Source organism: Paracoccus onchidii (assembly GCF_028294535.1).
GTDB classification, from domain to species: Bacteria; Pseudomonadota; Alphaproteobacteria; order Rhodobacterales; family Rhodobacteraceae; genus Paracoccus; species Paracoccus onchidii.
On sequence record NZ_JAQBIE010000011.1, the window covers coordinates 53,438 to 65,779 of the forward strand.

The following is a 12,342-nucleotide window of genomic DNA, read 5'->3' on the forward strand; positions in this document are numbered from 1 at the left end:
TCAGGGCGGCGCGGCCCTGTGCCACAGGGGCGGCGGCGTGAAGTGACAGCGGGCAGGGTTGACTTTTTTGACCCCGACCCCAGTTTGCAACAAACGGAACAGGCAGGGAAAGAAGGTCGAAGGAATGGCAAATCAGGGCCCTTGGGGCGGCGGCGGAAATGGCGGTGGGGATGATGACGATCGGGGCAAGCGCCCTTCGAATCGTCCCTGGGGCGAGGAACAGCCACCGAAAGGACCGCGCCGGCCTGGACAGGGCGACCAGCAGATGCCCGAGATCGAAGATCTCATGAAGAAAGGGCAGGAACGTTTGCGCGTGCTGATGGGGGGGCGCGGCGGCGGCTCGAACAATGGCGGGGGCGGTGGTCGCCGCCCGTCGGGTCCGGGCTTTTCGCTCAATCGCTCGACGATCGCGATTGCGGGGCTTGCCGTGGTCGCGCTGTGGGCCTTTTCCAGCTTTTACCGCGTTCAGACCAACGAAAAGAGCGTCGAGTTCCTGTTCGGTCGTGCCGTTGCCGTCGGCAGCGAGGGTCTGAACTTTGCACCCTGGCCGTTCGTGACCGCCGAGGTTGTCTCGGTCACCAACGAGCGGGTCACCGAAATCGGCACAGGGCGGTCGGGACCGATGGATAGCGGGCTGATGCTGACCCGTGACCAGAACATCGTGGATATGGAATATCAGGTGGTCTGGAACATTTCGGACCCCGAAAAGTATCTGTTCAACCTTGCCGACCCGTCGGACACGATACGGGCTGTGGCGGAATCGGCGATGCGCGACATTATCGCACGGTCCGAACTGGCGCCGATCCTGAACCGTGATCGCGGGTCCATCGCCAATGACCTGAAGGATGCGGTCCAGCGCACGCTGGACGCGTATCAGTCGGGCATCAATGTTGTCCGTGTCAACCTTGACCGCGCCGACCCGCCGACCGAGGTGATCGATGCATTCCGCGAGGTTCAGGCCGCGCAGCAGGAACGCGACCGCCTGGAAAAAGAGGCCGACGCCTATGCGAACCGGGTTCTTGCCCAGGCACGCGGTGATGCGGCCGCAACGCTTGAGCAGGCCGAGGGTTATCGCGCCGAAGCGGTAAATACCGCCCAGGGTGAGGCTGCGCGTTTCAACTCGATCTATGAAGAATATATCAAGGCGCCGGATGTGACCCGCCGCCGGATGTATCTGGAAACAATGGAAAAAGTGCTGGGGGATGTAGACAAGGTGATCCTTGACGACGTGACTGGCGAAGGCGGTTCGGGTGTTGTGCCGTATCTGCCGCTGGATCAATTGCGTCGTTCTGGCGGCGCTGATGGCAGCAACTCGACCGGAGGAGCGAACTGATGGCGGGACGTAGAATGACCATTTCCGCACTTGCCATACCTGTCGTCATCGTTGCCGGCGTTGTTGCGATGGCCTCGATCTTTATCGTCGATGAACGGGAAAAGGCGCTGGTCCTGCGCCTTGGTCGTGTGGTCGATGTACAAGAAGAGCCGGGGCTTGGGGTGAAGGTGCCGTTTCTCGACAATGTCGTGAAATATGATGACCGTATTCTGGGGCTGCCAACCTCGCCGCTCGAGGTGACCCCGCTGGATGATCGCCGTCTTGTTGTGGATGCCTTCGCGCGCTGGCGGATTACCGATCCGGTACGCTTTCGCCAGGCTGTCGGCACAGGTGGAATTCAAGCTGCTCAGGGCCGGTTGGAACCGATCGTGAATGCTGCGATCCGCGAAGTTCTGGGTTCGGTGCCATCTACGACGGTGCTGTCGGATGACCGGACGGCGCTGATGAACCAGATCCGGGACGAGGCCCGCAACAATTCGGCCGGTCTCGGCGTCGAGATCATCGATGTTCGTCTGACGCGGACCGATCTGCCCGAGCAAAACCTGAACGCGACCTATGCACGGATGCGCGCCGAGCGTCAGCGAGAGGCGGCGGATGAGATCGCCCGCGGTGGCGAGGCAGCGCAGCGTGTGCGTGCAGCCGCAGATAGAACCGTTGTCGAACTGACCTCCGAGGCGCAGAAACGGGCCGAAATCGTGCGTGGTGAGGCCGATGCCCGCCGCAACGCGATCTATGCCGATGCCTTCGGGCGCGACCCTGAATTCTTTGCGTTCACGCGGTCCATGACCTCGTATGAACGTGCGTTGAAGGGATCGAACAGCAGTCTGGTGATGCAGCCGGATGGACAGTTCTTCAGCTATTTGTCCGATGACGGATCCAGTCGCGCCACGCCTGCGCCTGCTCCCGTGCCGCCCAGATCCGTGATCGAGGGCGAGGCAGAAACCAGCGAAGCAACGGGCGACGATGATCTGGTGACGCCGACCGTGACGGATCGGGAAGGCAACCCGTTGGGTGAATCTGCGGGCGTCAAGCTGACGCCGGTGCCCGAAAGCCTCGCGACCCCGCCGCAGGAACCATCGGCCGTGGTGACCCCCGGCGAAGGCACGCCGGCACCTGATGGCGAAGAAGAGCAATAAGCTTTATGGCGGGCGGATCACAGGATCCGCCCGCTTTTGCAACATATGTCACGATCTGTTCACTCTGCGAGAGCGTGGTTTATTTGCAACGCGACGCAATATCCCTTTCATATCAACGCAGTTTCAGGGGCCCGATCGCCCCGGCAACCGTTCCGGAAAAAAGAGGACATTCAGCATGAACACGCTTTCTCCTCGGCATCTTCTGACCGCGTCAGTCCTTGCCGTCACAGTCGGTTTGGGAATTGCAAGCGCACAGCAATCGGCCCCTGACGTTTCGCCCGAGGTCAGCCAGCAGGCGCAGGAAGCGGCGAACAACAACCAGCCCCTGGGCGCGAATGTCGCAAACAAGCAAAGCGCGCATGTGATGCCCAACAGCTTTGCCGACCTGGTGGAACAGGTGGCGCCGGCGGTTGTGAATATCACCACGACTGCGGTCGTGGCCGCGCCGACGGGCGGACAGGGACCGGTGTTCCCGGAAGGTAGTCCGTTTTCCGATCTGTTCCGTGAATTCGGCTTTCCCGGCATGCCCGGACCTGACGGCCAGCAACAGCGCCGCCAGCCACAGCGTTCGAACGCGCTGGGATCGGGTTTCGTGATCTCGTCGGACGGCTTCATCGTGACCAATAATCACGTGATTGACGGCGCCGATGAAATCGAAATCGAGTTCTATTCGGGCGAGACCCTGCCGGCCGAGGTGGTGGGCACCGACCCCAACACCGACGTCGCATTGCTGAAGGTCAAGGGCGAGGATGCAATTCCCTTCGTGAAGTTCGGCGATTCAGACGCAGCGCGCGTTGGGGATTGGGTCTTGGCCTTGGGGAACCCACTGGGGCAGGGCTTCTCGGCAAGTTCGGGCATCGTATCGGCACGCAATCGCGAGCTTTCCGGAACCTATGACGATTACCTGCAGACCGATGCCGCCATCAACCGGGGCAACTCGGGTGGGCCGCTTTTCAATCTGAAGGGCGAGGTCATCGGGGTGAACACGGCAATTCTGTCGCCGAACGGAGGGTCGATCGGGATCGGCTTTTCCATGGCGTCGAATGTCGTATCCAAGGTTGTCAGCCAATTGCAGGAATATGGCGAGACCCGGCGCGGTTGGTTGGGCGTGAAAATCCAGGATGTGACGCCTGATATGGCCGAGGCCCTGGGGCTGGCCAGCGAACAGGGGGCGATGGTCACCGATGTTCCGGACGGTCCGGCCAAGGATGCGGGCGTCAAGGCTGGTGACGTTATCATCGCCTTCGATGGCGCCGAGGTCGAAGATACACGGGGCCTCGTTCGTCGGGTCGCCGAGGCTCCTGCGGGTGAAGCCGTGGATGTCGTCGTGCAGCGCGCCGGAGGCGAGGAAACACTGAGCGTGACCCTGGGGCGGCGCGAGCTGGCCGAAGGGACCGCCCCGGACAATCAACCGCAAACGCCAAGCGAATCCGATCTTCTTGGCATGACCCTTGGTACGCTGACACCCGATATGGCCAGTGATATGGGGCTGCCGGCAGACAGCAAGGGGTTGGTCGTCAACTCGGTTGATCCCGAGAGCGTCGCCGCCGAAAAGGGTCTGTTGGCCGGAGATATAATCGTCGAGGCAGGCCAGCAACCGGTCATTGACCTTGGTGATCTTGAGGATCGCATCGACGAGGCGCGCGAAGCCGGGCGCAAATCGTTGCTGGTTTTGATCAAACGTTCCGGAGAACCGCGTTTCGTCGCGCTACCGATTGGCAGTGACAACTGATTTCGGTTAACAAGGCGTCAACATGGGGGCGGGCCGCAAGGGCTGCCCCCCTTTGAATGGTTGGGAATGGCCCTCGTGGCGCGTGGCTAGGAAAGTAGATGGCATGGCAAAGATTACATATATCGAGCATGACGGAACCAAGCATGATGTTGACGTCCGTCCGGGAATGACGGTCATGGAAGGGGCGCGCGACAATGGGATCCCCGGGATTGACGCTGATTGTGGCGGTGCCTGTGCCTGTTCGACATGCCACGTCTACATCGACCCGGCATGGGTGGACCGCCTGCCTGCGCGTGACCCGATGGAAGAGGATATGCTGGATTTCGCATATGAACCCGACCCGGTGCGCTCGCGGCTGACATGCCAGATCAAGGTTACCGAAGAGCTGGATGGCCTTCAGGTTCAGATGCCCGAGCGTCAGATCTGACCTTATCGATATCGGTAAGCACGGCGGTATGAACTATCGCCGATCGACGCCCCTGTGCTCATTCGCGGGGGCGTTTTTCTTTGTTCAGGATGCTGAAAAAATGGCGACGCATCGGTTGCGGTTTCCGGTGCCGAATCGAGAACTTTCCACTGTCCAATTTCTTTGCATGTACAAAATGAACCAGTAACAACCTTAGCGCGAATTAATTTCACCAAAGGGGCGTAATAGGTGTTTTTCTTGGTCTGACCTGTCCTAAAAGGCAGGTCATTCCTCAACTATTTAAAGTTTTAACGATGGGCGGAAACGTGCCGACATGTTAATGTCTAAGCAGTCAAGATACTTCCTTCTTTCAGACAGCTGGCAGGGTTTGGCCGGTTTCGACGAAAGGCATGTTCGTTCATTTTGTTGCGCAGTTGTTTGCGAAGCGGATGTGGCAAGGGGTATTAGTTGTAGTCGGTGTGAGTATAATGACGCTGGAAAATCAAATGGTTGCCGTTGTTCCTGTTACTGGGTTGGAAGCTGTCAAGTATTCGAAACCCTGGTTTTATCGTAAAACCCTCAAACGTCCTCTGGATATTTTGCTTGTACTTCTGGGTGCGCCGCTTGTCCTGCCGCTGATTATTGTTTTGGCAATTGCAGTGCTGCGTGACGGCGGAAATCCGTTCTATTCACAGGAACGGGTTGGCCGGAACGGCAAGCGCTATCGCATGTGGAAGTTGCGCAGTATGGTCGTTGACGCGGATCGGCGTCTTTCGGCCTATCTGGACGAAAATCCTGATGCCAAGCGCGAATGGGACGAAACCCAAAAGCTGCGCGATGACCCTCGAGTGACCCGGTTCGGGCGCGTTCTGCGGCGGAGCTCTCTTGATGAACTGCCCCAGCTTTGGAATGTGCTGCGGGGCGACATGAGCCTGGTTGGACCGCGGCCGATGCTGCCGGAACAGCAGTGCATGTATGAAGGCGATGGATATTACGCGCTGCGTCCGGGGATCACGGGCTTTTGGCAGACCGAAGGTCGCAACGCCACGTCATTTGCCGATCGGGCCTGGTATGACGACGTATATGAACGCGACCTGTCGTTGAAAAGCGATGCGACGATCCTGTTTCGCACCTTCGGTGTCGTGGTTCGTGCGACCGGCTGCTAAGGGCATTCAAGCCTTGCTGAAATATTCAGGCCGCCCCGGACGGGCGGCCTTTTTCATGCTGGCGACAGATTGTGATCGGGCGTGCATGTGACGGCCCAGTTTTTCGGTGATCACGCGTGGGTCGGCAATCGGCCGGTGGAGCCGGTTTTGCAAGGGTTATGGCGTTGCCCGCAGCGTCCGGCCCGAGGTCATTGGTCAGGGGTGCTTGACCGGGCTTTGCTTTGAAGATGTCGATATTACCCGGGCAGCATGACGGCGCTATTGAACATGATCATTGCTATGCGACAGCCGCCCAACATGGAAGGCGATGGCGCACTAGCCTAGGGCCTTCATCGCCTGGGTCAGCCCCTGCAAGGTCAGCGGCATCATGCGATTTTCAAAGATCTGCCCGATCATCGCGATGGATTGGGTGAAGCCCCAATGTTCCTGCGCGATCGGGTTCAGCCAGACATGGTTGGGCCATGTCTCACAGGCGCGACGCAACCATATTTCGCCGCTTTCGTCATTCCAATGCTCGTTCGCGCCGCCCGGAACCGCGATTTCATAAGGGGACATGGCGGCATCGCCGACGAAGATGCATTTATAGTCACCGCCAAATCGATGCATCACATCCCAGGTCGGGATCTGTTCGGTCCATCTGCGGTGATTGTCTTTCCAAAGACCTTCATACAGGCAGTTATGGAAATAGAAATGTTCCAGATGCTTGAACTCGGCCCGTGCTGCCGAGAACAACTCATCGACCATCCGGCTGTGGCTGTCCATGCTGCCGCCGACATCCAGAAACAGCAGGACCTTGACGGCGTTGTGACGCTCGGGCCGGGTCTGGACATCGATATAACCGTGATCGGCCGTGGCGCGGATCGTGGCGGGCAGATCCAGTTCTTCATTCGCTCCGTGGCGGGCCCATTGGCGCAAACGTTTCAGCGCCACCTTGATATTGCGGGTGCCAAGTTCGACCCTATCGTCGAAATCGCGAAATTCGCGTTTGTCCCAGACCTTGACGGCGCTGCGATGGCGGCCGTGATCCTGCCCGATACGCACCCCTTCAGGGTTATAGCCATAGGCCCCGAAGGGCGACGTGCCGGCGGTGCCGATCCATTTGTTGCCGCCCTGATGTCGCGCCTGTTGTTCAGCCAGTCTTTCGCGCAGTTTTTCCATCAGGGCTTCGAAGCTGCCGCTGCCCTCGACCTTGGCGCGTTCCTCCGCGGTCAGGATCTTTTCGGCCAGCTTTTCCAGCCATTCCCGTGGAATGGATTGTTCATGCACCAGCGCTTCGATCGGAATATGTTCCAGACCCGCGAAGCTTTCCGAGAAAGCGCGGTCGAACCTGTCCAGATGTCGTTCGTCCTTGATCAGGGCAAGGCGGGCAAGATGATAGAACCCGTCAACCGACCAACCGGCGATGCCGGCCTGAAGTCCGCCCATCAGATCAAGCCATTCCCGCAGCGACACCGGCACTCCGTGTCGGCGCAAACTGTCGAGAAAGGGGATGAACATCACGCCATCCGGTCGATGAACACGGTAACAAACAAGCCGAGAACGGCGAATGCCAGGCCGAACGCTGTGGCATATTGCGCCTTGTCCCGTGCGTTGCCGCCCAGTTTTCCGGCCCGGTACCAGCCAAAACCAAATCCGATGGCAAAGGCGATGATGACGATCATGACGGCCTCATTTGAATTGCTTTCCCAGCAGATAGACGCTGTGCCACAGGCGTGCAACCACGCCGGCGCCGATCAACCCAGCATGTCGCGAAACGCATGCCAACTGGCCTTGGGCGTGCGGGCAAGCGTGTCGTAATCGACATGGACAAGCCCGAAACGCGGGCCATAGCCATGCGCCCATTCATAATTGTCCAGAAGGGACCAATAGAAATAGCCCTGCAGATTGACCCCCTGATCCATCGCTGCCTTGGCCGCACGCAAATGATCGCCAATAAACACCACGCGATCGGCATCGTCGCGAATATCCTTGGCCGGGGCCAGGGCCATTCCGTTTTCGGTGACCAGGATCGGCAGATCGCCGGCATGATCGCGGGACAGTCGCAGCAAGAATTCGGTCAGCCCTTCGGGGCGGATCTCCCATCCCATCTGTGTTTTGGGCAAGGGGCCGGTTCCCGGGCGGTCATTGGGCCAGAGACCGGGGGAGTGTCCGTGCAGATTCCGGGTGTAATAGTTCACGCCAAGCCAATCCAGTGGCGCCGCGATCAGGTCCATGTCATCCTGCCAGCCGGACGGCAGATACGGTTGTAATCCATCCAGGGCGGCTTCGGGATAGCCTTGCCCCACGATCGCGCGGATGAACCATTGGTTATAGATGGCGTCCTGCCGATCTGCCGATTGTTGTGCGGCAAGGCTGTCATCTGCCGGATGAGAGGTTTCGAAATTCAGCACGATGCCCAGGTTGCGCGCACCTTCCGAGCGTAATACCTGAACACCCTGTCCATGGGCCAGCAGCACATGATGCATGGCACGGGCTGCGGCACGTATGTCGCGCATGCCGGGTGCATGGTGGCCCAGAAAATGAGAGAGCCAGGCAATGCACCAGGGTTCGTTCAGGGTGGCGGTGCTTGCCAGCCGGTCGCCCAGCCTCGCCTGAACGGTTTTAGCGTAATCGGCGAACCAGGCGGCAATATCGCGATTTCGCCATCCTCCCTGATCGGCCAGTGCGGCGGGCAGATCCCAGTGGTACAATGTCAGGAACGGTTGCAGCCCGCGCTGCAGCATGCCATCGACCAGACGGTCATAAAAATCCAGCCCTTGCGGGTTCAGCTTGCGTCCGTCGGGCATGACCCGCGCCCAATTGGTGGAAAACCGATAGGCATCAAACCCTGCATCGCGCACAAGATCGAGATCGGTTTCCCACAGGTGATAATGATCGCATGCGCGGGCGCCGCCGCTGTTATCGGCGATATTTCCGGGGGTCGCGGCAAAGCTGTCCCAATGGGATGGACCTGCATTGCCAAATGCCGAGCCTTCGATCTGATAGGCTGCGGTTGCCGCGCCAAAGGTGAAGTTCGTGGGAAAGTCTGAGCGGTTCGGCAGCATCGGGACGGCTCCTGTCGGGACAGGCGCAGCCTGACATGTCTGCCTGCTTTGGGAAACCCCGCCAAGGGGTGCCAATCGTCGCAGTGGATGCTATCTGGATCGACATTTCGGAAATGCGGGTCGGTCGCGGGGGCGAATGCAGGTATTTGACAAGATTATCTCGGATCGCGGGTCACGATATGCGGTGTCTGGTGGGGCGGCCTCCAACCGGGCCGAGGTCGCGGCCCTGTTGGGACAGCTGAAGCGGAACAAGCGTTTTGCCAAGGCCACGCATAACAGTTGGGCGGCGATCCTTTCGGGTGAGCCGGTCAAGGATGACGACGGAGAATCCGGCGCAGGCAGCCTGATGTTGCAGATGCTCGAACGGGCCGGGTTGCAGGATCATGTCGTCGTGGTGACCCGCTGGTATGGGGGCAAGCATCTGGGTGGCGACAGGTTCCGCCATGTCGCCGATGCGATGCGTCACTATCTGCGCGAAACCGGCCATCAAGACCCAGAGTAACGCGGCCTAATCCTGTGTGGCCAGCTTTTCGACCATGTAGCGCTGGAAATTCTGTTCCTGTTCATAGCCGTGTTCACGAACCCACTGAAACAGGAACAGCGTGGTGCCTTTTTCAAACGCGCCGGGCATGGTGGCAACTGCCGCTTGTGCGGCGGTCATGTCCTGGGGAACCTCTTCGGGCATGAACAGCATGGTTGGGGTGAACATCGTTCCCCAGCGATTTGCCATCTTCTTTTCGCTCAGTTCGGTGCCGTCGAAATCGGTCACTTCGACATCGCCGAACATGTTCAGCTGCACGACAAAATAGTTGTCGGCGATATAACCGGCGATCTCGGGGTCCGAGAAGACCTCTTCATGCATGCGCGTGCAATAGATGCAGCCGCGCTGTTCGATGATGATCATCAGCCGCTTGCCTTCGGAATTGGCTTCGCTCAGGTCTTCGCGCAGATCCTTGAAGGTCTCGCGGATCCAAGGCTGATCATGCAATCCGTCATCGCCCAATGTCGCGGCCCCCAGCGGTGTTGCCAGGGTTGCCCCAAGAAAGAGCGCGTTCAGGGTGGATCGAAGAAATGTCATCTTGTCCTCGTCTCAAATCAGGGTGGAGGTCCAGTCAAAGTTTCGGATCATCCAGTCAGCGATCAGGTTCACCGTATTCGTGGCAATCAGCAAGGCGAACAGGATCAGCATAACACCCATGACGCGTTCGACATGCCGCAGATGTTTACGGTTTCGAGAGGCCCAGGACAGAAACGGTTTGGCAAAAAATGCCGCCAGCACGAAAGGCAGGGTCATCGAAAGGCCATAGACCAGCAACAGCGTGCCCCCGCGCCACAGATCCTGAGAGACCGAGGCCACCATCAGAATCGCGGTCAGGGCAGGGCCGACGCATGGCGTCCAGCCAAAGCCAAAGGCAAGCCCCATGACATAGGCGCCAAGAACCGAACTGGGCCTTGCGGGGCCTTCGACGCGGGCCTCGCGATACAGGAACGGGATTTTCAGAACGCCAAGGAAATGCAGCCCGAACAGCGTCAGGACAATGGCTGCCAGATAGGAAAGCGGTTCCCGCCACTGGGCGAAGACCTGTCCAAGGGCCGTTGCCCCAAGGCCCAGCAGCACGAAAATCGTCGTGACGCCAAGGGCAAAGGCAGCGGCCGATATCACCAGCCTTCGCTGGGCACCGGCCGGGACCTGCCCATCGCCGCGCAGTTCGGCCATCGAAATGCCCGCCATATAGGACAGGTAGAAAGGCACCATCGGAAGGATGCAGGGCGACAGGAATGACAGCAAACCGGCAAGCGCGGCGCCCCAGTATCCGATGTCAAGCATTGTGCCGCCCTTTCGTCCAGACCGATATGAACCCGCCGAGTGATAGCAGAACATGGCGCAAACGAAAGGGCGACCGGGTGCCGTCAGGCGTTCCGCGTGTCAGGTTGCCGCGGTGGTTTTCGTCAGTTGCAGGTAATCGGCTATTGCCGCGTAAGTGCCATGCTCCTGCACGAACCGCAGCCGTGCGGCAAATTTCTCGCGAAAACGAGGATTGTCCGCAAGGTTTCCGAACACTGCCGGATTGTTCAGGAAGGCCAGTGGATCCCGGCGCGATTCCAGGGCCAGATCACGAAGCATCCGGTGATTGTCGTCATTGGGCGCGATTGCATTGCCGGTTTCGTCCGTACCCTCGCAATAGCGACACCAGAACGCGACCTCCTGGGCAAGCCCGTCTATGGTCGCGTCGTTGTGCAACCGTTCGGCCAGGGTCGGCAGAATGAATTTTGGCTGGCGGTTCGAGCCGTCAAGGCACAGGCGTGCGATGGTATCCCCGATTTCGGGATTGGCGAAGCGTTCAACGATCTTGTTCAGATAGCTGGCAAAGCTGACGCCGTTGATGGGGGCAAGCGTCGGAATGATCTCGTGGCTTTCGACGGCCCTTAGCCAGGCGGCGATCTGGGGATCGGCCATCGCTTCGTGCACGAAGTGATGGCCGAGCAATGCGGATGGATAGGCGATTGCCGCATGGCCCCCATTCAGGATACGCAGCTTCATCAGCTCGTATTTGCCGACATCCGCGACAAATTGCGCCCCGACCTGTTCAAGTGGTGGGCGTCCTTGGGGGAAATTATCTTCCAACACCCATTGGCGAAATGGTTCGCAGACCACGACCGCATCATCCCTGACCCCAAAGCGGTCACGCACCAGCGCCCTTTCACGATCCGATGTTGCCGGCGTAATGCAATCGACCATTGAATTGGGAAAGGCGACGTTCCGATCCACCCATTGCGCCAGATCCGCGTCGCTCAGCCCGGCGAGGCCGATGACGGTGCGGGCACAGACATGGCCGTTTTCGGGCAGGTTGTCACAAGACAGGACCGTGAAGGGTGCCAGCCCTGCCAGACGGCGGTTGCGCAGGGCGGCCAGAATCATGCCGAACACGCTGCGTGGTGCATCGGGGTGGCTGGCATCATGCGCCATGTCGGGATGCGTGGCGTCAAAGCCGTCGGTCTTGGCATCGACATAATAGCCGCCCTCGGTGATGGTCAGCGACACGATGCGGATCTCAGGGTTGCTCATTGCGGCGATAACGGCCGCGGGATCGATGGGGGTGAAATCGATCATTGACCCGATCACGCGGGCGTTGAGGCCCTTTGGATCAAGCTCGATCAAGGTGGTCAGCCAATCCTGACCTTCCAGCCTGTCCCGCATCACCTGATCGCCCGGGCGCACGCCGGCACCCACCAAGGCCCAGTCCTGACCTTCCCCCAGCGCAAACAGACGGTCCAGATAATAGGCCATATGTGCGCGGTGAAAATTGCCCACGCCGATATGCAGAATTCCCGGTGACAGGTTGCTGCGGTCATAGCCCGGCGCTTCGACCGGAGCGGGCAGGTTTTCAAGAGCGGTAAGCGACAGGGTGGTGGCCATAGCGGAGCCTTTCGTCAAAGACCTGCCATGCCGCTGCAAAACGCGCGGTGAACAGGCGGTCATGGGCCATGAATGCGGCGCAGGGAATTCGCCATGCGACAGAGGGT

At 59.5% G+C, this 12,342-nt stretch carries 12 protein-coding genes; 6 read left to right on the top strand and 6 right to left on the bottom strand.

All coding sequences use genetic code 11. The features are described 5' to 3' along the window. Positions 1-124: 124 nt before the first annotated feature. The 5 genes from hflK to PAF17_RS10050 all read left to right on the top strand — a co-directional run bounded on the left by hflK (position 125) and on the right by PAF17_RS10050 (position 5,773). On the top strand, positions 125-1,333 hold the full coding sequence (hflK, locus tag PAF17_RS10030; protein WP_271888957.1) for an FtsH protease activity modulator HflK: 1,209 nt from the start codon (positions 125-127) through the stop codon (positions 1,331-1,333). Positions 1,334-1,347: 14 nt separating this feature from the next. Beyond that, a complete protein-coding gene (gene hflC, locus PAF17_RS10035; protein WP_271889072.1) occupies positions 1,348-2,469 on the top strand; it encodes a protease modulator HflC in 1,122 nt (373 codons plus the stop codon). A 175-nt stretch (positions 2,470-2,644) separates the two neighbouring features. After that, positions 2,645-4,201 carry a Do family serine endopeptidase gene (locus PAF17_RS10040; RefSeq protein ID WP_408636401.1) on the top strand — a complete coding sequence of 519 codons (1,557 nt, stop codon included), beginning with the start codon at positions 2,645-2,647 and terminating at the stop codon, positions 4,199-4,201. A gap of 103 nt (positions 4,202-4,304) precedes the next feature. Continuing rightward, entirely contained in the window at positions 4,305-4,628 is a 324-nt protein-coding gene (locus PAF17_RS10045) for a 2Fe-2S iron-sulfur cluster-binding protein (protein ID WP_271888958.1), read from the top strand. A gap of 485 nt (positions 4,629-5,113) precedes the next feature. Then, a complete protein-coding gene (locus PAF17_RS10050; RefSeq protein ID WP_271888959.1) occupies positions 5,114-5,773 on the top strand; it encodes a sugar transferase in 660 nt (219 codons plus the stop codon). Between the two features lie 315 nt (positions 5,774-6,088). On the opposite strand, the gene PAF17_RS10055 is transcribed toward PAF17_RS10050, so the two are convergent. The 3 genes from PAF17_RS10055 to PAF17_RS10065 all read right to left on the bottom strand — a co-directional run bounded on the left by PAF17_RS10055 (position 6,089) and on the right by PAF17_RS10065 (position 8,817). After that, positions 6,089-7,270: a vWA domain-containing protein gene (locus tag PAF17_RS10055; protein ID WP_271888960.1), complete on the bottom strand. Its 1,182-nt coding sequence runs from the start codon at positions 7,268-7,270 to the stop codon at positions 6,089-6,091. Further along, on the bottom strand, positions 7,270-7,434 hold the full coding sequence (locus tag PAF17_RS10060) for a hypothetical protein (protein ID WP_271888961.1): 165 nt from the start codon (positions 7,432-7,434) through the stop codon (positions 7,270-7,272). The genes PAF17_RS10055 and PAF17_RS10060 overlap by 1 nt, the downstream gene beginning before the upstream one ends. Before the next feature lie 72 nt (positions 7,435-7,506). After that, the gene (locus PAF17_RS10065) at positions 7,507-8,817 is read right to left on the bottom strand and encodes a GH1 family beta-glucosidase (RefSeq protein ID WP_271888962.1); all 1,311 of its coding nucleotides are present in this window, start codon (positions 8,815-8,817) and stop codon (positions 7,507-7,509) included. Positions 8,818-8,953: 136 nt separating this feature from the next. On the opposite strand from PAF17_RS10065, the gene PAF17_RS10070 reads away from it, so the two are divergent. Next, on the top strand, positions 8,954-9,319 hold the full coding sequence (locus PAF17_RS10070) for a YigZ family protein (protein ID WP_271888963.1): 366 nt from the start codon (positions 8,954-8,956) through the stop codon (positions 9,317-9,319). Positions 9,320-9,325: 6 nt separating this feature from the next. Here the strand turns inward: PAF17_RS10070 and PAF17_RS10075 are convergent, their stop codons facing one another. From PAF17_RS10075 to PAF17_RS10085, 3 genes are all read right to left on the bottom strand, one after another. Continuing rightward, the gene (locus PAF17_RS10075; RefSeq protein ID WP_271888964.1) at positions 9,326-9,895 is read right to left on the bottom strand and encodes a thioredoxin family protein; all 570 of its coding nucleotides are present in this window, start codon (positions 9,893-9,895) and stop codon (positions 9,326-9,328) included. A gap of 12 nt (positions 9,896-9,907) precedes the next feature. Next, complete coding sequence (locus tag PAF17_RS10080) at positions 9,908-10,645, bottom strand: cytochrome c biogenesis CcdA family protein (RefSeq protein WP_271888965.1); 738 nt, start codon at positions 10,643-10,645, stop codon at positions 9,908-9,910. Positions 10,646-10,744: 99 nt separating this feature from the next. Next, on the bottom strand, positions 10,745-12,235 hold the full coding sequence (locus tag PAF17_RS10085) for a mannitol dehydrogenase family protein (protein WP_271888966.1): 1,491 nt from the start codon (positions 12,233-12,235) through the stop codon (positions 10,745-10,747). Positions 12,236-12,342 lie beyond the last annotated feature (107 nt).